This window comes from Micromonospora trifolii, assembly GCF_050516465.1.
Classification (GTDB): domain Bacteria; phylum Actinomycetota; class Actinomycetes; order Mycobacteriales; family Micromonosporaceae; genus Micromonospora; species Micromonospora trifolii.
Genome location: NZ_CP191526.1, coordinates 5,194,258 through 5,213,461 on the forward strand (window position 1 = coordinate 5,194,258; position 19,204 = coordinate 5,213,461).

Below are 19,204 nucleotides of genomic sequence, written 5' to 3' on the forward strand. Positions count from 1 at the left end.
CGAACGCTGATCAACTCGGGTTCACGGAAGGCGCGGTATCCCAGCGCCCGGGATACCGCGCCTTCAAGGAATCCGAGTTGATCAGCGGCTGGAGGCACGGACCCCCAAAAGCCGGACGACTCCATGGGCAGCGCCGAGGACCCCTGCCCGGGACGCCCGGGCGGAACCCTCAGCGGGGTGTCCCCGAGCTCAAGATCGCGCAATATCCAGGATGTAGTGGCATCGGCGCGTCCGTGAGGCCACTACATCCTGGTTCGAGCACGATCTAGGCGCGAGGCGCGAGGCCCGGCCGGCGGCGCCGGCCCCTCGCGGACCGGTCGGGGTCAGGTGAGTTGGGCGGCTTGGACTGCTTCGGCGGTCACCTCGGTGAGGCGGTCGGTGGGGAGGGCGCCCAACTCCTCGCGGCCGAACCAGCGGGCTTCGCAGGTGGAGCCGCCCACGTCGGCAACGGTGAGTGGGTTGGGCTGGTCGACGACGACCCGGTAGAAGGCGCGTACGCCGTGCCAGTCGATCGGGTAGCCCTCGGGGCCGAGTGAGGCGGCGTCGCGGTGGCTGGCGACTCCGAGCAGCTCGACGAGGCGGCCGGCCTGGCCGGTCTCCTCGACCAGCTCCCGGATGAGTGCCGCGCCGGGCTGCTCGCCGTAGTCGGTGCCACCGCCGGGCAGGTGCCAGCACCCGGCGCCCGGGTAGCCGTCGGAGATGCGGGTGAGCAGCACTCGGCCGGCGGGGTCGGTGCAGACCGCGTACGCGGCGAAGCGCTGGGCGCGGTGCAGCCCGTCGGGGCCGGGCACGGCGTAGAAGGAGGGGAACTCGGGTGCCTCGTCGGGCACCACGTCGGCCGAGGAGGCGGGCAGCCCGAGGGCGCGTGCGGTGAACGAGCGCAGCGGCAGCTCGCGCGCCTCGTCGAGGGTGTACCACCGGGCCAGGTCGGTGGGGCGCTCACCGACCCGGTCTGCGAGGGTGCCGCCGCGGACAGCCACCCGGTAGATCAGCCGATCGGTGTGGATGGTGATGCCGCGGTCCGGGAGTGCCCGCATGTCGGCGAGCACGTCGGCCAGGCTGGAGACGGCGACGGAGAGGCCGGTTTCGGCGGCGGTCTCGCGAACGACGGTGTGGTTCGGGTCCTCGCCGTGGTCGACCGCCCCGCCGGGCAGCGACCACGCGCCGGGGGTGCCGGAGCGCTCCGATGCGCGGACCAGCAAGACTCGGCCGCTTGAATCAGCACAAACTGCGTATGCCGCGATCCTGCGGAGCGGCTTGAGCAAGGTGGTCACGGAAGCAAATTCTCCCCGGGCCGGGTTACCGGAACGGAAAAGAGTCGGATTCCTGACTATCCGGTCCCGGTCAGGGATTGGTCAGGGTAAGGATCCGGGCGGTCACCGAGGGCGTGCCGGGCGCCAGCGCGGACGGTAGGGGTATGACATCGACCACCGCTCCCCGCGCCCCGTACAAGCAGCTTCGGCGACCCACCACCGACCGCATGGTCGCCGGGGTCGCCAGCGGCGTCGGCCGCTACTTCGCCGTCGATCCCACCCTGGTCCGGGTGATCTTCGCGGTCACCGGCCTGCTCACCGGCGGGCTCGCGCTGTTCGCGTACCCGATCATGTGGTTCCTGATGCCGGAGGAGCCCACCGGCGCGCCGGCCTGGCCGCACGCCGCGGGCGTCGCGCCGCAGAACGGCCCGCCGCCCACCGCCGGGCCCGCGCCCGGCGGACCACCGCAGGGGTACGCCCCGACGCCGCCCTACCCGCCGACGACCCCGCCCAGCATGCCGCCGGCCGCGTAAGCAGCGCTCACTCCCACTCGATGGTGCCCGGCGGCTTGCTCGTGACGTCCAGGACCACCCGGTTGACCTCGGCGACCTCGTTGGTGATCCGGGTGGAGATCCGGGCCACCACGTCGTAGGGCAGCCGGGACCAGTCGGCGGTCATCGCGTCCTCGCTGGAGACCGGGCGCAGCACCACGGGGTGCCCGTAGCTGCGCCCGTCTCCCTGCACACCGACGCTGCGCACGTCGGCGAGCAGCACCACCGGGAACTGCCAGACGCCCCGGTCGAGGCCGGCGGCGGTCAGCTCCTCGCGGGCGATCAGATCGGCCTGGCGGAGCAGGTCGAGGCGTTCCTGGTCGACCGCGCCGATGATCCGGATGGCGAGGCCGGGGCCGGGGAACGGGTGCCGCCAGACCATCGCCTCGGGCAGGCCCAGTTGGAGGCCGAGCGTGCGGACCTCGTCCTTGAACAGGGTGCGCAGCGGCTCGACCAGCGCGAACTTCAGGTCCTCCGGGAGGCCGCCGACGTTGTGGTGGCTCTTGATGTTGGCGGTGCCGGTGCCGCCGCCGGACTCCACCACGTCGGGGTAGAGGGTGCCCTGGACGAGGAACTCGACGTCGCCGTGTGCGGCGATCTCGCGGGCCGCGGCCTCGAAGACCCGGATGAACTCCCGGCCAATGATCTTGCGCTTCTGCTCCGGATCGGTCACCCCGGCGAGCGCGCCGAGGAACCGGTCGGTGGCGTCGACCACCTTCAGCTTGATGCCGGTGGCGCTGACGTAGTCCTTCTCCACCTGCTCGGCCTCGCCGGCGCGCAGCAGGCCGTGATCGACGAAGACGCAGGTGAGCTGGTCACCGACCGCCTTGTGCACGAGCGCCGCGGCGACCGCCGAGTCCACCCCGCCGGAGAGGCCGCAGATGACCTCCTTGTCGCCGATCTGGGCGCGGATCCGGGCGACCTGCTCGTCGATGATGTTCTCGGGAGTCCAGGTCGGCTCGATGCCGGCGATGTCGTAGAGGAAGCGGGTCAGCATCTCCTGGCCGTGGGCGGTGTGCCCGACCTCGGGGTGGAACTGCACGCCGGCCCGGCGGCCGGCCAGGTCCTCGAAGGCGGCGACCGGTGCGCCAGCCGACTCGGCGGTCACCGTGAAGCCCTCGGGCGCCTCGGTGACGGCGTCGCCGTGGCTCATCCAGACCGGCAGGTCCGCCGGCAGGTCGCGCAGCAGCACACCGGGCTCGAGGAGGCGGGGACGCAGCGGGGTGCCCCCGTACTCACGGTTGCCGGTCCTGGTGACCGTGCCGCCGAGCGCCTGAGCCATCGCCTGGAAGCCGTAGCAGATGCCGAAGACCGGCACGTCGGCGCTGAAAACGCCCGCGTCGATCTGCGGCGCGTCCGGGGCGTAGACGCTGGCCGGACCACCGGAGAGGATGATCGCGGCGGGGTTCTTCGCCAGCATCTCGGCGATCGGCATCGAGTGCGGCACGATCTCGGAGTAGACCTTCGCCTCACGGACCCGGCGGGCGATGAGCTGGGCGTACTGGGCTCCGAAGTCCACCACGAGGACGGGGCGAGGCAGGCTCATGTGCACGAAGCCTACCGACAGTCACGGCCGCTCCCGGCACCGGCTCGCCGACGAACCACCTTCCCCGCGATCTTGCACTTCCCGTCCCGACAAAAACCGCAATTGCCACAGAACAGCGACCGGAACCGCAAGATCGCCGGGGGTCAGCGTCGCAGCGCGCCGGGGGCGTCTGCCGGGACTGCCGGGTTTTTCGGGGGCACGGGCGACAACCGGCGGTACGGGGAGCCGAGCGTCGGGCGGGGGTCCTGCTCGCCCCTGTTGGGCCAGAAGGACATTGCCCGTTCCGCCTGTGCGGTGATCGTCAGGGACGGGTTCACGCCCAGGTTGGCCGAGACGGCCGCGCCGTCGACCACGTGCAGCCCGGCGTGCCCGTACACCCGGTGCCAGGGGTCGATCACCCCGTCGGCCGGGGTGGCCCCGATGACCGCCCCGCCCAGGATGTGCGCGGTCATCGGGATGTCGAAGGGCTCGGTGAGTGAGCCGCCGGGGGTGCCGCCGATCTCGTCGGCGAGCATTCGGGCGGCCGTGTTGCCGGCCGGGATCCAGGTGGGGCTGGGCGTGCCGTGACCCGGGCCGGTGACCAACCTGCGGCCGAGCGGGCCACGCCGCCACCGGGTGGTCAGCGAGTTGTCCGCGGACTGCATGACCAGGGCGATCACCGTCCGTTCCGACCAGCCGCGCACCGACAGCATCCGCGCCGCCAACCGGGGCTGCCGCACGATGCTGCCCAGCCAGCGGCGTACCCGGTGCGGGCCGCCGTCGACCAGCAGCGACTGGAGCAGCCCCATCGCGTTGGAGCCCCGCCCGTAGCGGACAGGCTCGATGTGTGTCTGCGGGTCGGGGTGGAACGAGCTGGTGATGGCCACCCCCTCGGTGTAGTCCAACCGCTCGGACCGGGCCCGTTGGCGTGGCACCGAGGCGCCGAGGATCGCCTCCGAGTTGGTCCGGGTCAGCTCGCCGAGGCGGGGCGAGAGCCCGGGTAACGCACCGTCGGCCCGCATCCCGTGCAGCAACCGCTGGGTGCCGAGCGCCCCAGCGGCGAAGACCACCTGTTCGGCGTGGATGACCTGCCGACCCTTGCGCAGCCAGGCGCCGGTGCGTTCGGTGCGCACCTCGTACCCGCCCCCGTCGGCGGGCCGGACGGCGGTCACCGTGGTCAACTGACGGACCGTGACCCCGAGCTGTTCGGCAAGCCAGAGGTAGTTCTTGACCAGTGTGTTCTTCGCCCCGTGCCGGCAGCCGGTCATGCACGAGCCGCAGTGCAGGCAGCCGGTGCGTTCCGGGCCGGCACCGCCGAAGTACGGGTCGGCGATCCGCTGGCCGGGCCGGCCGATGTGCACGCCCACCGGGGTGGAGTGGAAGGTGTGCCCCACCCCCATCCGCTCGGCCACCGCGCGCATGGCGCGGTCCGCGCCGGTGTGCACCGGGTACGTGGTGACGCCGAGCATCCGTTTCGCCTGGTCGTAGTGGTGGGCCAACTCGTCGCGCCAGTCGGTGATGTCCCGCCACTGCGGGTCGCTGTAGAAAGCCGGCAGCGGTTCGTAGAGGGTGTTGGCGTAGACCAGCGAGCCGCCGCCCACCCCGGCGCCGGAGAGCACCAGCACCCCGCCGCCGGATCGTCGGTCGGCCGGGCGGAGCAGGGTGAGCCGCTGGATGCCGTAGCAGCCCAGCTTCGGTGCCCAGAGGAACCGGCGTACCCGCCAGGACGTCTGCGGGAACTCGTCGTCGGCGAAGCGGCGGCCGGCTTCCAGCACCGCGACCGAGTAGCCCTTCTCGGCCAGTCGGAGCGCGGTGACGCTGCCACCGAAGCCGGACCCGATGACGACCACGTCGTACCGCATGGACGCATCATTACTCGCGAGTAGCGCTCGCGCCAGCGGCACTTTTCGCGCGATCATGCTCCGGCCGACCGACCCGGCGCCTCCCGGCCGCAACCCGGAGCACCCGTCGGAGCGTTGTTCACCAGACGGGTGGAAGGAATCCAAGATGGTTCTCGGGTCGATGGCGCCGCGCCGACGGTGGCTGCTGATGGGGTTGGCGGCCCTCGCCGTCGTCGCGCTGATCGCGGCCGGCACGGTGGTGATCACTCGGCTGACCGGCGACAACAAGCCGGGCGGGGCTCCGGTGGCCGGCTCACCGACCCCGTCGCCGGTCGGCACGCCGACGCCGAGCCCCAGCGGCCCACCGCCGGGCGCGGACATCACCGGCCCGCTCAATCTGCTGCTGGTCGGCGTGGACACCCGGGTCAGCGTGCCCGGGTGGGAGCCGCACTCGGACGCCGTGCTGGTGCTGCACGTACCCAAGGGGTTGGATCGTGCGTACCTCTTCTCGCTCCCCCGCGACCTGCTGGTGGACATCCCGGCGTTCCCGAAGGCCGATTACAAGGGCGGCAAGACGAAGCTCACGCACGCGATGAGCTTCGGCAGCCGGGTGCCGGGCAAACCCAAGCAACCCAGCACGGCCCAGGGGTACGAGCTGCTGCGCAGCACGGTCAGCGGTTACACCGGGCTGCGTATCGACGCGGGCGCGGTGCTCACCTTCAACGGGTTCGACCGGCTGGTCACGGCCCTGGGTGGGGTGGACATCTACGTCGACCAGCGGGTCGAGTCGATGCACCGCCGACCGGACGGCAAGTACCGGGAGAGCGCGCCGGGCGGGTACAAGGGGCCGCAGCAGGTCTACGAGAAGGGCGACCGGCACCTCAACGGCTGGCAGGCGCTGGACTACGCGCGGCAGCGCTACATCACCGGCGGTGACTACGCGCGGCAGCGTCACCAGCAGCAGCTGATCAAGGCGATGACCCGCAAGATCCTGGACGAGGGCCTGGCCCGGCAACCGGAGCGCGTCGACCAGGTGGTCTCCGCGCTGGGCGACACGCTGGTCTACGTGGGCGGGCGCCGGATCGTCGACATCGCGTACGCCCTCAGTGGCCTGCCGGAGAACCGCTTCACGCTGGTCGGGCTGCCCGGTTCCGGCGTCGGCAAGGGCAGTGCCTACCGGGGCGAACAGCTGACCAGCGAGGGCCGCAAGTTCCTCACTGAACTCCGCGCCGGGCGCGCCGACGCGTACCTGGCCGCACACCCCGCCCTGGTCGTCAAGAACTGACCCCACCTTCCCCCGCGATCTTGCACTTTCGGTCCGCGATTCGCGCCGTTCTGCCCGCTATGCCGGGGCAGCAAGTGCAAGATCGCGGGGAGGGGTGGGTCAGAGCCGCTTGGGCAGGGCGGGCTTCTTCGTGGCGTAGAGCCAGGCGTCGAAGATCGGGTCGAGCTGCTTGCCGGAGATCCGCTCGGCCAGGGCCACGAACTCGGCCGTGGTGGCGGTGCCGTCGCGCTTCTCCGCCGCCCAGGTCTTGACGATCTCGAAGAACGCCTTGTCGCCGACGGCCACCCGCAGGGCATGCAGGGTCATCCCGCCGCGCTGGTAGACCGACTCGCTGAACAACTTGTCCACGCCCGGCTTGCCCGGCGGTGTCTGCCACACCTGCGCGGACATGCTGGCGTACCGGCTGTCGAACGCCTCCTTGGCGGTGTACGCCTTGGTGTGCTCGGCCCAGAGCCACTCCGCGTACGTCGCGAAGCCCTCGTTGAGCCAGATGTCCTCCCACTTGGCCAACGCGACGCTGTCGCCGAACCACTGGTGGGCCAGCTCGTGGGCGACGACCTCGGTGTTCTCGCCCTGTCGGAAGAAGCTCGCCGCGTACACCGGTCGGCTCTGCGTCTCCAGGGCGTAGGAGATCCGGCTGTCGGAGATCACCACCCCGCCGTACGCGTCGAACGGGTACGGCCCGAACACACTCTCCAGGTAGTCGGCCACCGCGACGGTCTGCGCGATGGACGCGTCCGCGTTCCCCTTGGCCTCGGTGGTGGTGACCGCGCTGTAGACCGGGCGGCCCTTGTGCTCGCCGGTGGTGATCCGGAACTTGCCGATCACCAGCGTGCTCAGATAGCTGGCCATCGGCGACTTCTCCGACCACTTCCAGGTGGTCCAACCGCCCGTACTGGTCTTCCCGCCGGGAACGCCGTTGCTGATCGCGGTCAGGCCGTCCGGAACGGTGACCTCGAAGTCGTAGGCCGCCTTGTCCGACGGGTGGTCGTTGACCGGGAACCAGGTGCTGGCCGACTCGGGCTGACCCAGCGCGATGGCACCGTCGGCGGTGTGCAGGAAGCCGCCGTCACCGAGCGTCTCGTTCTTCAGCGGCTTCGGCTTACCGGCGTAGGTGATCTCGGCGACGAACCCGTTGCCGTTGATCAGGCCGGAGGCCGGCTTGATCACCAGCTCGTTGCGCTTGCGGCTGTGGGTCGCCGGTGCGCCGTCCACGGTGACCGCGCTGACGGTCAGGCCGGCCAGGTCGAGGTTGAACGTCGACAGGTCCGCCGTCGCGGTGGCCCGCACGGTGGTCGTACCCGTCAGCTGGTCCTTGGCCGGGTCGTAGCGCACCTTCACGGTGTACCGCGCGACGTCGTAGCCGCCGTTGCCGTAGGTCGGGAAGTAGGCGTCGCCAACTCCGTCGGCGCCCGCGGTGAACGTCCGCGCCGGCGTGGGGGACGCGCTCGGTGGTGGGGCGGTCTCCGGGCCCGCCGAGTCGCATCCGGACAGTGCGAGCGCACCGGTCACCAGCAGGCCGGCAGCCACTCGCAGTCTGTGCCGCGTCCCCCGCATCCCACACCCTTTCCGCACGGTGGCCGGTCACGGCCTCCGTAGTTCCGCGCGAACGGGCGCCTACCCGCCGTTCGCAGGCGGCAGCATATCGACCGGGCAGCGGGGCCGGGTCACGGCAGTGTGGGGGCCGACCCACCCACCAACCAGGCGTCGAAGAGCGGACGCAGTTGCCGCCCGGCGACCCGCTCGGCCAGCGCGACGAGGTCCGCGGTGGTCGCGTTGCCGGCCGCCCGCTCGGTGGTCCAGGCACGCAGGATGCGGAAGAAGAGGTCGTCACCGACGGTCCGGCGCAACGCGTGCACGGCGAGCGCCCCGCGCTTGTAGACGGCCGAGCCGAACATCTGCTCCCGGCCCGGCTCGACCGACGGCTGCGTCCAGTCGGTCGCCGCGTACTGGATCTCGAAGTTGCGCTGGGCGGTTCGGCCGCCGTCGTGCTCCTCCCACAGCCACTCGGCGTAGCTGGCGAAGCCCTCGTTGAGCCAGATGTCGCCCCACCTGGTCAGCGACACGCTGTCGCCGAACCACTGGTGCGCCAGCTCGTGTGCGACGACGCTCGGGTTCGGCCGGTCGTCCGCGAAGAAGCCAGGCCCGTAGACCGGCCGGGACTGGGTCTCCAGCGCGTACCCGATCCGGTCGTCGGCGATCACGATCCCCCCGTACGAGTCGAACGGGTACGGGCCGAAGCGGCTGGCCAGGAAGTCGACGATCGCGCCGGTGCGGGCCAGCGAGGTGGCCGCGCCACCGGTCGCCGGAAGGCTCGCGGCCACCGCCGTGACCATCGGCCGGCCGGCATGCGTGCCGGTAACCACCCGGTAGTCACCGACCACGAGCGTGCTCAGGTAGCTGGCCATCGGGGCGCGCTCCGACCAGCGCCAGGTGGTCCAGCCGTCGGCGCTGCTCTTCGGCCCGGGTACGCCGTTGCTCAGCGCGGCCAGGCCGTCCGGCACGGTCACCGCCAGGTCGTAGGTGGCCTTGTCCGACGGGTGGTCGTTGACCGGGAACCAGGTGGCGGCCGAGTCGGGTTGGCCGAGCGCCACCGCACCGTCGGCGGTGTGCAGGAAACCGCCGCCGCCCAACGCCCCGTCGTCGACTGCCGTGGGGACGCCCGCGTACTCGACAGTGACGGTGAACTGCCGACCGCGCGGCAGTCCGTCGCGGGGCGTCACCACCAACTCGCCGTCGCCACGGCGGTGCTCGGCCGCCGCGTCACCCACGCTGACCGCGCGGACCTCCAGGCCGACCAGGTCCAGGTTGAACCGGGACAGATCGTGGGTGGCGGTGGCCGTGATGACGGCTCGACCGGTCAGCCGGTCGGTCGACGGGTCGTAGCGGACGTCGAGGCCGTAGTGCCCGACGTCGTAACCGCCGTTGCCGTGCCCCGGCACGTACGGATCGCCGACGTCGGCGGCACCGGGCCGGAAGCCGTCGCGGTCGTCGCCGGTACAACCGGTGGCGGCCAGGCCGATCGCGCAGGTCAGCGCGACGACACGCAGTCTCCGTCCGGTCAGGACCATGCCCACCCCTCCTGCGGCGTTGCGGCCTTTGCGGCGTTCCGGCCTTCTGCCGCGTTCCGGCCTTCTGCCGCGTTCCGGTCAGGACGAGCGTAGTCAGCATCGCTGGCCGCGCGGCCGGTATCGACGATCATCAGTAACTTTCGTCGAATCAAACAAAAGCTGCCGTCGATCGAACCTTTCTTTCGACTTAGACCGACGTTAGTGTCTGTCTCCGACCACCGTCGCGAAAGGTGGAACCATGCCAGACCACACCGCCCCCGACGCCACCCCCACCGGCCGGCTCAGCCGCCGATCCCTGCTCGCCGCCTCCGCCGGCGCCGCCGCTGCGATCGGCGCCGCCGGCCTACCCGTCCTCGCCACCGGCACCCCCGCGCTCGCCAACCCCGGCAACGCGAGCAAGCTGCGAGTCGAGCCGCTGATCCCGGCCAGGAACCGCGGCATCATCCTCTACAGCGTCCGCGACCGGATAACCGCCGCGCCCGACGACAGCGGGGTGCCGTACGGCTTCGAGCGCGTCCTCGCCCGACTCGCCGAGATCGGCTACAAGGAGATCGAGTTCGCCGGCTACACCCAGAGCACCGAGATCCTGGGCCGGCAGATCACCCCCGCCGAGATCCGCAAGATCCTCGACGACAACGGCCTGGTGGCCAACGGCACCCACGCCTCGATCCAGCCGGCCACCTTCCAGCAACAACTGGACATCGCCGAGGAACTCGGCATGAAGAACATCGGCACCGGCAGCGACCCGACCAGCAGCGCGTACAAGGCCGAGTGGGACGCCGCCGCGGACATCTGGAACGAGTTGGGCCGGCAGGCCAAGGCCCGGGGTATGCGGCTCTACACCCACAACCACGACGCCGCGTACAGCTTCCTGATCGACCGGGGCCCACGCGACGCGCAGGGCCGGCAGACCCGGTCTTCCGGCATCCGCCGACTGGAGTACTTCTTCGAGATCACCGACCCGCGGTACGTGTTCTTCGAGCTGGACATCTACTGGGCCTACGTGGCCCGCTACAAGCACCAGAAGTACGTCAACCCGGCCGGCCAGGAGGTGACCGACCTGTTCGACCCGATCCTCACCGTGGCCGACCGGACCACCCGGTTCCCGCTCTTCCACGCCAAGGACGGCGACCGGGACACCAGCGTGCCCAACGGGTACCAGATGACCCCGCTGGGCGACGGCGACCTCAACTTCCAGCAGTTCTTCCAGACCATCGGCGAGCGCAACTTCCACCACGCCAACTGGGAGATGGACACCGCCCCCGGCGGCGCGGACAACAAGGGCCAGTCGCTCGACTTCGCGGCGACCAGCTACCGCAACATGTCCGACCTGACCATCTACCTGGAGAAGTGACTCCCGGCTGAGTGACTCCCGGCTGAACGCGACGAAGGCCGGCCCCGTCTGCTGCGGGGCCGGCCTTCCGGCGTCTGACGGATCGGTCAGCGGTCGAGGACCAGACCGACCTTCTGGAACTCCTTCAGGTCGCGGTAACCGCACTTGGCCATCGCCCGACGCAGCCCACCGAACAGGTTCAGCTGGCCGTCGGCCTCGTCCGCCGGCCCGAAGAGCAGCTGCTCCATCGACCCGAGCGGCTCACCGGAAACCTCGAAGGCACCCCGGGGCAACGACGGGTGGCTCGCCGCCGAGTGCCACCAGGCACCACCGGCGGGGGCCTCGTCGCAGAGCGACAACGGCTCACCGAGCATCACCGCGTCCGCGCCGCAGCCGAGCGCCTTGGCGATGTCGCCCGAGGTCTGGATGTCACCGTCGGCGATCAGGTGCACGTACCGGCCGCCGGTCTCGTCCAGGTAGTCACGGCGGGCCGCCGCGGCGTCGGCGATCGCGGTGGCCATCGGCACCCGGATGCCCAGCACCGATTCGGTGGTCGACCACTCGTCGCCACCGATGCCCACGATCACGCCGGCCGCGCCGGTACGCATCAGGTGCAGCGCCGTCTTGTAGTCCGTGCAGCCACCGACGATCACCGGCAGGTCGAGGTCGGCGATGAACTCCTTGAGGTTCAGCGGCTCATCGGTGGTCGACACGTGCTCGGCCGAGACGATGGTGCCCTGGATGACCAGGATGTCCACCCCGGCGTCCAGGATCACCGGCGCCAGCGCGAGGGTGTGCTGCGGGGAGACCCGCACCGCCACCGTCCCGCCACCGGCCCGCAGCTCACGGACCCGCTCCGCGATCAGGTCCGGGCGGATCGGCTCGGCGTACACCTCCTGGAGCCGCTTGGTGGCGCGGGCCTCCTCGTCGAGGCCGGCCAGTTCGTCCAGCACCTTCGTCGGGTTCTCGTAGCGAGTCCAGAGCCCCTCGACGTTGAGCACGCCGAGGCCGCCGAGCTGACCGAGACGCACCGCCGAGGACGGGCTCATGGTGGCGTCGGAGGGGTGGCCGACGCACGGAATGCCGAACGGGTACGCGTCGAGCTGCCAGGACGTCGAGACGTCATCGACGTCCCGGGTGCGGCGGCTCGGCACGATGGCGATGTCGTCCAGGTGGTAGCCGCGCTGCGCGGTCTTGCCCAGCCCGATCTCGACCACGTCACGCATGGGGGACTCCAGGTGGTTGGGGGTGGTGGGTCAGCGGGTGTGGTAGTTGGGCGCCTCGACGGTCATCTGGATGTCGTGCGGGTGGCTCTCCTTCAGGCCAGCCGCGGTGATCCGGATGAGCTGGCCCCGGCGGTGCAGATCGGGGATGTTCTCCGCACCGGCGTACCCCATGGCCAGCCGCAGACCGCCGACCAGCTGGTGGGCCACCCGGGAGAGCGGCCCCCGGTAGGGCACCTGACCCTCCACGCCCTCGGGGACCAGCTTGTCGTCGCTGAGCACGTCCTGCTGGAAGTAGCGGTCCTTGCTGTACGACTTGGCCTGACCCCGGGACTGCATCGCGCCGAGCGACCCCATCCCGCGGTACGTCTTGAACTGCTTGCCGTTGACGAAGATCAGCTCGCCGGGGCTCTCCTCGCAGCCGGCCAGCAGACTGCCGAGCATCACCGTGTCGGCGCCGGCCACCAGGGCCTTGGCGATGTCGCCAGAGTATTGGATGCCACCGTCGCCGATCACCGGCACGCCGGCCGGGCGGGCGGCCCGGGCCGCCTCCATGATCGCGGTCACCTGCGGCACGCCGACCCCGGCGACGATCCGGGTGGTGCAGATCGCGCCCGGCCCCACGCCCACCTTGACGCCGTCGGCGCCGGCGTCGACCAGCGCCTTCGCGCCGGCGTACGTGGCCACGTTGCCGCCCATGATGTCGACCGTCACGTCGGCCTTGAGCCGGCGGACCATGTCCAGCACGGCCCGCTGGTGACCGTGCGCGGTGTCCACGATCAGCACGTCGACACCCGCGTCGACCAGGGCACGAGCCCGCTTGTACGCGTCCTCGCCCACACCGATGGCGGCGGCGACCCGCAGCCGGCCGGCGTCGTCCTTGCTGGCGTCCGGGTACTGCTCGCTCTTGGTGAAGTCCTTGACGGTGATCAGGCCACGCAGTCGGCCCGAGTCGTCGACGATCGGCAGCTTCTCGACCTTGTGCTGACGCAGCAGCGCCAGGGCGTCGTCCTTGCTCACCCCGACCCGCGCGGTGACCAGCGGGGTGTGGGTCATGATCTCGCGAACCGGAGTGTTCGGCTCGGAGACGAAACGCATGTCCCGGTTGGTGACGATGCCGACCAGCTGGCCGTCGCCGTCCACCACCGGAACGCCGGAGATGCGGTAACGCCCGCACAGCTCGTCGACCTCGCGCAGCGTGTCGTCCGGGCTGGCGGTCACCGGGTTGGTGATCATGCCGGACTCGGAGCGCTTCACCAGGTCGACCTGGAGCGCCTGGTCCTCCAGGGAGAGGTTGCGGTGCAACACGCCGATGCCGCCCTGGCGGGCCATGGCGATCGCCATCCGGGCCTCGGTCACCGTGTCCATCGCGCTGGACAGCAGCGGAATGGACAACTCGATGTTGCGGGTGAGCTTCGTCCGGGTGTTGACCCGGCTGGGCACCACGTCCGACTCGCCCGGCTGGAGCAGCACGTCGTCGAAGGTGAGGCCGAGCGGAACCACCCGGGCGGAGCCGGCCGGCAGCTCGGGCAGGTGGCCGCCCAGGTCGGCGTGCTCGACGCCGGCCGGAAGATCGGTGCTGGGCGAATTTTCCACGATTGCTCCCCTGAGCTGCTCGGATGGGCTTCAGCGAGGTGGCGCGGGCGGGCACCGGAGCGCGCCACGGTGCCGGCACGTCGCCTCATCGTACCCAGTGAGCTGGGCGACCCGTCCGTGGCAGGCCGGCCCGGCGCGGAGGCCGGGGGGCGGACGTTCGCCCCGCGTTGGGTCTACGGTGAGGGGGTGCACGACGAGCCCATCGACCCGTTCAATGGCGACCCGGCCGATCCGACCGCGGGTCTGGATGACCCGGGCGATGACGCGACGCCGGATCCGCTGACCGACGTCGAGCGGCAGGATGTGCTGGAAGACCTCGCTGACCTGGAGATCTACCAGGCTCTGCTGGCCCCGATCGGGGTCCGCGGGTTGGTGATCGAATGCGAGGACTGTCGCGAGCCGCACTACTTCGACTGGGACCTGCTCCGCGGCAACCTGCGGCACCTGCTCAACTCGGGTCGCCCCCGGGTGCACGAGCCCGCCTACGACCCCGACCCGGACCACTACGTGACCTGGGACTACGCCCGGGGTTACGCGGATGGGGTGCACGACACCCTGTCCGAGGGCACCGAGGACGAGCCGGGCACCCCGACCGCCACCAAGTGACGCCGCCGGGCGGCTGGTGCCCCCGCTGCCGCGCGTCCCGGGTGCTCCGCTGCCGCTCGTCGTGTCCCGCTGCCACGCGGCGTGCCCTACTGCCGCGCGGCGCGCGTATGTCAGGCGACCAGACCGGCGCGGAAGCCTGCCGCCACCGCGTGCGCACGGTCCCGGGCGCCAAGCTTGCGGAACAACCGGCGGGCGTGCGTCTTGACGGTGTCCTCCGAGACGAACAACTCCCGGCCGATCTCCGCGTTGCTCTTGCCCTCGGCCATCCCGAGCAGCACCTGAAGCTCACGCTCGGTGAGGCCGATCGACGCCCGACTGGGTCGGGCGTTCGGGGCGGGACGGCCCGGGTCGGTCTGCGACGCCGACTCGCCGGTCCCCGCCTCCACCTCGTCGTCGCCCCGCTGCACCGGCACCGACGCCACCCCGGCCGGCCCGTCGGCGGCCGTGGCCGCCCATCCGGGCTCACCGGAACCGCGCGGCGACGGCCCGGAGCGGCCGGAACCACCCACCGCCGCCGCATCGCGAGCCGGATCGGTGATCCGCTGCCGGGAGGCTCGACCGGGCGCGGTGAGCAGCAGTAGCGCCTTCGCCACCGCGCTGGTCAGGTCATGGTCGACATTCTGGATGAGCCCCCGGGCGCCGGCGCTGATGGTGGCCGCCGCAGCCTCGGACTCCTCGGTGCCGAGCAGCAGCACCGCTGCCTGCGGCGCACGCGCCAACACCCGGCGGACGAAGCCGGCGCTGTCCGGCCGGGTGAGTGCCGTGTCGGCCAGGACCACGTCGGCCGGCCGCTCGGCCAGCCGCAGCATCACCTCGGGATCAGAGACGGCGGTACGAACGATCGCGGACAACCCCAGCCGCGCGGCAGCAGAAGTAAGGTGCTGGGCCGCGAGTGGTGTCCGAACGCACACAAGAACGGTACGCACTGTGGTCTCCTCTCCGCCAACGAGCAGACCATGACGCGGTCGACTGGGGAGGGGGTTCCCGGCAATCCTTCGAACTTTTCCGACAGATGGGGCAAAAGCCGCAATTTCCCGGACGTTTTCGATCACAGACGTGTGAGTTGACGACAGCCCGGGTACCGGGAGATCCAGGCCGGGAACGGTGCGCCTGCGCGGCCCGCCGCCCGGATGCCGGCCATAAGGATTCTCGCGGAGCCGCGCGGGAGGAGGGGTGCTGATGTCGAACGTACGTAGACTGCCCGGACCCATCGTCGATCTCTGGGACTGGCAGCGACTCGGTGCCTGCAGAGGGCGCGACAGCGCCCAGTTCTTCCACCCCGACGGTGAGCGTGGTTCGTCCCGGCTGCGCCGCGAGTCCGCCGCCAAGTCGGTCTGCCGCGCCTGCCCGGTTCGCGCCGAGTGCGCCGCCCACGCCCTGTCGGTACGCGAGCCGTACGGCGTGTGGGGCGGCTTCAGCGAGTCGGAGCGCCTGCGACTGCTCGCCGTCGGCTGGGAGGACCTGGCAGACCGCCGGCACGCTCGGGTCGATGTCGCACGGCTGGAGGCCCGCCTGGGCCGTCCGCACAAGTCGACCGTCCCAGCCCAACGCAACGTCGCCTGACCCGAGGCGTCCCCAACATCCGCGAAACCGCGCCCCCGCCCCGGGGGCGCGGTTTCGTGCCGTTCACGCGGTTTCGCGTGGTAGAGCCTTGGCGCCGCCGATGCCGCGATGATCAACACGGGTTTCTTGATATCGGAGCATCCCGCCGGCCCGGACACCCCGACTTCAGTGACCTCGAGCCGACTTCAGTGACCTCGAGTGGATCAAGTCGAGTGTGCGGTCGCGAGGGCAAGCAAAGACGACGCCCTGGGCTGTTTGTCTGATTTGGGGCATTCGGGCCGGGCGCAGGGCTTAGGCTGCTGCGAGGTACGCGGCCTTTGTCTGGTGACCGGATGCACCCGTGGGCCGGAATCATGGCCGGGCCGGGGTCGTTACATATCCTGACGATCGCAGTACCACCGACCCGCCGCCCGGCCCTTGGCGGCTGGTCGCGCAGGTTGGAATGCCGGCCCGCACCCGGTCGTTGCAGTCCCCACGACCGATCGCCTGGCACCGCCTCGATGAGGTGCTGGCAGTTGGGCCAACCCGGAATGACCCCGGCCCCCGGTCGTTACACCTGGACCCGGCGCCACGAGCCCCGACTCGCTAGGCCGCCGACCCGACGCCCGACAGGGCGTCACCCCCCCAGACTTTCCCCTTTGCATCTGCAGCGCCGGACGAGGTGCTCACACCCTGCCGCCACCCCCCTGGCGGTTCGGGTGTCCTACCCCCGAAGGAGCTACCCCCATGAACACGATCTTCCGTAAGAGCATGCTGTCTGTTGCTGGTCTCGCGTTCGCCGGTGGTGTCTTCGCCGGCCCGATCGCCGCCCACGCCGCCACCCCGGCCGACGGCAAGCCCGTCGCCGTGGCCGTGCAGCAGTCGGCGTCGAAGCCGCAGGGCGAGCAGTCCCACATCACCCTCAACGACGAGCAGACCGCTAACGTGAAGGCGATCATCGCCGCCACGAAGAAGGCCGGCCTGCCCGAGCGGGCCGCGGTCATCTCGATCGCGACGAGCCTGCAGGAGTCGAAGCTGGAGAACCTGGGTCACCTGGGCGACATGAACGACCACGACTCGCTGGGCTTGTTCCAGCAGCGCCCGTCCAGCGGTTGGGGTACGCCGGAGCAGATCACCAACCCCGAGTACTCCACCACCGCGTTCCTCAAGGGTCTGAAGCAGGTTGATGGTTGGCAGGACATGCCGCTGACCGACGCCGCGCAGACGGTGCAGGTGTCGGCCTACCCGGACGCCTACGCCCAGTGGGAGCAGCAGGCCACCGACCTCGTCACCCAGCACTGGAACAGCTGACCCACACCACCCGCACGACAAGCACACAGCACCACAGCACGACACCAACCGCTGGCCGGCACCCCCCTGCCCGGGGTGCCGGCCAGCGGCAATTCTGTGCTCGGAGCCCGCAGATCTTGGACACTTTCCGTTCCGAGCGAACGGAAAGTGTCCAAGATCTGCATGCACGGTCTGGGGTATCCCCGGTCAACCAGCCGACCCGCAGAGCACGTCGCGGGTACAGGTCACGGACGCAGCCGAGGCGGCGACGTCACGCCGTCGGTCAGCGGACGGTGACGGTGATCGTGTGCCAGCCGGTGGCGCCATCGGGGACGACGTCCTGCGTACGCTCGGTTTGGGTTTCACCTGTCGCGTCGGTCGCGCGGACCTGGAGCCGGTGTTCGCCCGGTGTGGCGTCCCAGCGCCAGGACCACTGCACCCAGGTGTCCACCGACACGGTCGGGGCCAGCGCGGCTTCCTGCCACTGGCCGTCGTCGACGCGTACCTCGACTCGGCGGATGCCCCGGCGCTGCGCCCAGGCCACCCCGGCGACGGTCACCGGTCCGGCGGTCAGCCGGTTACGCCCCCGGGGCGTGTCGATCCGCGACTGGGTTTTGATCGGCCCCTCGGGGGACCAGCCGCGCGGCACCCAGTACGCGTCGAAGTCGGCAAACCGGGTCAGCTCCAGTTCGGTCACCCACTTGCAGGCCGACACGTAGCCGTAGAGGCCCGGCACCACCACCCGGACCGGGAAGCCGTGCTCGACCGGCAGCGGTTCGCCGTTCATCCCGACGGCCAGCAGGGCGTCCCGTCCGTCGCGCAGCGCGGCGGTGGGGGTGCCGCAGGTCCAGCCGTCCACCGACCGGCCGACGACCTGGTCGGCGTCGTCGTCCGGCTCGACCTCGTCCAGCAGTTCCCGCAGGGGTACGCCCAGCCATAGGGCATTGCCGATCAGGTCCCCGCCCACCTCGTTCGAGACGCAGGCCAGCGTGACGTACCGCTCGACCAGCGGTCGAGCCAGCAGATCCGCGTAGCTGTAGGTGCGCTCCCTGCCGACCCGTCCGTGGATCCGCAGCCGCCAGGTGTCCGGGTCGACCTGGGGCACCACCAGCGCGGTGTCGATCCGGTAGAACCCGAAGTTCGGGGTGACGTACGGCGCGAGCTGGGTCAGCGAGAGGTCCGCGCCCGCCGGCACGGCCGGTGCGGGGGCGACCGGCGCGGGCAGGCGGATCGCGTCGCGGGCTGCGGACACGCCACGCCGCCCCGCTAGCCACCGCCCACCGAGACCGGCCACCACGGCCGTGCCGAGCAGCACTCCGCTGCCGGTGAGGAACCGCCGCCGCGACTCCGGGTCCACTTCGGCAGGCCCGACCGGTTCGACCGGCGCCTTCGGCCCGGCGGGAGTCACCGGCACCGGCCCTGCCGGAGACACCGGCACCGACTCTCCGGGCGACACCGGAGCAGCCTGCGACCCCGGACCAGCGGACGACACCGGACCAAGCGGCGGCGTGGGTGGTGACCAGGACCAGGGGTCCAGCTCGAGCGGTCCGCCGATGAACAGCCAGAGCACCAGGGCGCCGAGACCGGCGCCGACCAGGGACGGCAGCGCGTCGGCCAGGTCGGCGCCGGAGCGGGTCAACGCGGCAGCCGCGCCGATGGCGCCGAACGCGGCGATGCCGGCCAGGCCGAGTGCCAGCCGGCGGACCGCCAGTACGCCGAAGAGGGCGGCGAAGCCTCCCAGCAACACGGCCGTGCCGACCAGCAGCGCGATCTTGTCGGCGGTGCCGAAGAGGTCGATGGCGAGTTGCTTCAGCGACTCGGGGACGGCGTCGACGATGACCCCGCCGACCGCGACCAGGGGCGCCGACCGGGGGCCGGTCAACACCGCGACCGGTTCGGCGATCCCGATCGCGACGGCGGCGGCGGTGATTCCGGCCAACGCGGCGTACCGCCGTGACGTGGTGCTCATCGGCCCAGTGTGCGCGATCATCTCGCCCGGTCGCCAACAACGTCAGCGTTCGGTAATGACCTACCGGCCCGCAAGAACGAGCCGGGGCGCACCGCCGTACGGCGGTGCGCCCCGGAACG

At 71.1% G+C, this 19,204-nt stretch carries 15 protein-coding genes; 6 read left to right on the plus strand and 9 right to left on the minus strand.

From position 1 onward, the window contains the following. Positions 1-323: 323 nt before the first annotated feature. Positions 324-1,274: an NUDIX hydrolase gene (locus ACQRWP_RS24140; RefSeq protein ID WP_238679429.1), complete on the minus strand. Its 951-nt coding sequence runs from the start codon at positions 1,272-1,274 to the stop codon at positions 324-326. A 143-nt stretch (positions 1,275-1,417) separates the two neighbouring features. On the opposite strand from ACQRWP_RS24140, the gene ACQRWP_RS24145 reads away from it, so the two are divergent. Then, positions 1,418-1,786 carry a PspC domain-containing protein gene (locus tag ACQRWP_RS24145; protein WP_124822169.1) on the plus strand — a complete coding sequence of 123 codons (369 nt, stop codon included), beginning with the start codon at positions 1,418-1,420 and terminating at the stop codon, positions 1,784-1,786. A gap of 7 nt (positions 1,787-1,793) precedes the next feature. Here the strand turns inward: ACQRWP_RS24145 and guaA are convergent, their stop codons facing one another. Next, a complete protein-coding gene (gene guaA / locus ACQRWP_RS24150) occupies positions 1,794-3,350 on the minus strand; it encodes a glutamine-hydrolyzing GMP synthase (protein ID WP_430497959.1) in 1,557 nt (518 codons plus the stop codon). A 143-nt stretch (positions 3,351-3,493) separates the two neighbouring features. After that, positions 3,494-5,191, minus strand: a complete 1,698-nt coding sequence (locus tag ACQRWP_RS24155) for an FAD-dependent oxidoreductase (protein ID WP_430497961.1) — start codon at positions 5,189-5,191, stop codon at positions 3,494-3,496. Positions 5,192-5,336: 145 nt separating this feature from the next. On the opposite strand from ACQRWP_RS24155, the gene ACQRWP_RS24160 reads away from it, so the two are divergent. Continuing rightward, entirely contained in the window at positions 5,337-6,455 is a 1,119-nt protein-coding gene (locus tag ACQRWP_RS24160; RefSeq protein WP_430497963.1) for an LCP family protein, read from the plus strand. Positions 6,456-6,554: 99 nt separating this feature from the next. Here ACQRWP_RS24160 and ACQRWP_RS24165 read toward each other — a convergent pair whose 3' ends face one another. Both ACQRWP_RS24165 and ACQRWP_RS24170 read right to left on the minus strand, forming a co-directional pair. Continuing rightward, a complete protein-coding gene (locus ACQRWP_RS24165; protein WP_430497965.1) occupies positions 6,555-8,012 on the minus strand; it encodes a M1 family metallopeptidase in 1,458 nt (485 codons plus the stop codon). A gap of 110 nt (positions 8,013-8,122) precedes the next feature. After that, positions 8,123-9,526: a M1 family metallopeptidase gene (locus tag ACQRWP_RS24170; protein WP_430497966.1), complete on the minus strand. Its 1,404-nt coding sequence runs from the start codon at positions 9,524-9,526 to the stop codon at positions 8,123-8,125. A 238-nt stretch (positions 9,527-9,764) separates the two neighbouring features. Between ACQRWP_RS24170 and ACQRWP_RS24175 the strand changes: the two genes are divergently transcribed. After that, entirely contained in the window at positions 9,765-10,880 is a 1,116-nt protein-coding gene (locus ACQRWP_RS24175; protein ID WP_430497968.1) for a sugar phosphate isomerase/epimerase family protein, read from the plus strand. A gap of 86 nt (positions 10,881-10,966) precedes the next feature. On the opposite strand, the gene ACQRWP_RS24180 is transcribed toward ACQRWP_RS24175, so the two are convergent. Further along, positions 10,967-12,085, minus strand: coding sequence for a GuaB3 family IMP dehydrogenase-related protein (locus tag ACQRWP_RS24180; protein ID WP_124778268.1), 1,119 nt, complete (start codon positions 12,083-12,085; stop codon positions 10,967-10,969). Positions 12,086-12,115: 30 nt separating this feature from the next. Continuing rightward, positions 12,116-13,678, minus strand: a complete 1,563-nt coding sequence (gene guaB / locus ACQRWP_RS24185; protein ID WP_091406429.1) for an IMP dehydrogenase — start codon at positions 13,676-13,678, stop codon at positions 12,116-12,118. Between the two features lie 186 nt (positions 13,679-13,864). On the opposite strand from guaB, the gene ACQRWP_RS24190 reads away from it, so the two are divergent. Further along, positions 13,865-14,284 carry a DUF5319 domain-containing protein gene (locus ACQRWP_RS24190; protein ID WP_357358508.1) on the plus strand — a complete coding sequence of 140 codons (420 nt, stop codon included), beginning with the start codon at positions 13,865-13,867 and terminating at the stop codon, positions 14,282-14,284. A gap of 110 nt (positions 14,285-14,394) precedes the next feature. Here the strand turns inward: ACQRWP_RS24190 and ACQRWP_RS24195 are convergent, their stop codons facing one another. After that, the gene (locus tag ACQRWP_RS24195) at positions 14,395-15,210 is read right to left on the minus strand and encodes a response regulator transcription factor (protein ID WP_430497972.1); all 816 of its coding nucleotides are present in this window, start codon (positions 15,208-15,210) and stop codon (positions 14,395-14,397) included. A 253-nt stretch (positions 15,211-15,463) separates the two neighbouring features. On the opposite strand from ACQRWP_RS24195, the gene ACQRWP_RS24200 reads away from it, so the two are divergent. Together ACQRWP_RS24200 and ACQRWP_RS24205 are read left to right on the plus strand one after the other, a co-directional pair. Then, complete coding sequence (locus ACQRWP_RS24200) at positions 15,464-15,847, plus strand: WhiB family transcriptional regulator (protein WP_091406539.1); 384 nt, start codon at positions 15,464-15,466, stop codon at positions 15,845-15,847. A 726-nt stretch (positions 15,848-16,573) separates the two neighbouring features. Next, the gene (locus ACQRWP_RS24205; RefSeq protein ID WP_430497974.1) at positions 16,574-17,137 is read left to right on the plus strand and encodes a hypothetical protein; all 564 of its coding nucleotides are present in this window, start codon (positions 16,574-16,576) and stop codon (positions 17,135-17,137) included. Positions 17,138-17,399: 262 nt separating this feature from the next. Here ACQRWP_RS24205 and ACQRWP_RS24210 read toward each other — a convergent pair whose 3' ends face one another. Continuing rightward, the gene (locus ACQRWP_RS24210) at positions 17,400-19,085 is read right to left on the minus strand and encodes a molybdopterin-dependent oxidoreductase (RefSeq protein ID WP_430497976.1); all 1,686 of its coding nucleotides are present in this window, start codon (positions 19,083-19,085) and stop codon (positions 17,400-17,402) included. Between the last annotated feature and the right edge of the window lie 119 nt (positions 19,086-19,204).

Bases quoted from the DNA above. Each gene is read 5' to 3' on its own strand.
- ACQRWP_RS24170 (WP_430497966.1), bottom strand. From the start codon at position 9,526: ATGGTCCTGACCGGACGGAGACTGCGTGTCGTCGCGCTGACCTGCGCG.
- ACQRWP_RS24210 (WP_430497976.1), bottom strand. From the start codon at position 19,085: ATGAGCACCACGTCACGGCGGTACGCCGCGTTGGCCGGAATCACCGCC.
- ACQRWP_RS24175 (WP_430497968.1), top strand. From the start codon at position 9,765: ATGCCAGACCACACCGCCCCCGACGCCACCCCCACCGGCCGGCTCAGC.
- ACQRWP_RS24155 (WP_430497961.1), bottom strand. From the start codon at position 5,191: ATGCGGTACGACGTGGTCGTCATCGGGTCCGGCTTCGGTGGCAGCGTC.
- guaA (WP_430497959.1), bottom strand. From the start codon at position 3,350: ATGAGCCTGCCTCGCCCCGTCCTCGTGGTGGACTTCGGAGCCCAGTAC.
- ACQRWP_RS24145 (WP_124822169.1), top strand. From the start codon at position 1,418: ATGACATCGACCACCGCTCCCCGCGCCCCGTACAAGCAGCTTCGGCGA.
- ACQRWP_RS24200 (WP_091406539.1), top strand. From the start codon at position 15,464: ATGTCGAACGTACGTAGACTGCCCGGACCCATCGTCGATCTCTGGGAC.
- ACQRWP_RS24160 (WP_430497963.1), top strand. From the start codon at position 5,337: ATGGTTCTCGGGTCGATGGCGCCGCGCCGACGGTGGCTGCTGATGGGG.
- ACQRWP_RS24180 (WP_124778268.1), bottom strand. From the start codon at position 12,085: ATGCGTGACGTGGTCGAGATCGGGCTGGGCAAGACCGCGCAGCGCGGC.
- ACQRWP_RS24205 (WP_430497974.1), top strand. From the start codon at position 16,574: ATGAACACGATCTTCCGTAAGAGCATGCTGTCTGTTGCTGGTCTCGCG.
- ACQRWP_RS24165 (WP_430497965.1), bottom strand. From the start codon at position 8,012: ATGCGGGGGACGCGGCACAGACTGCGAGTGGCTGCCGGCCTGCTGGTG.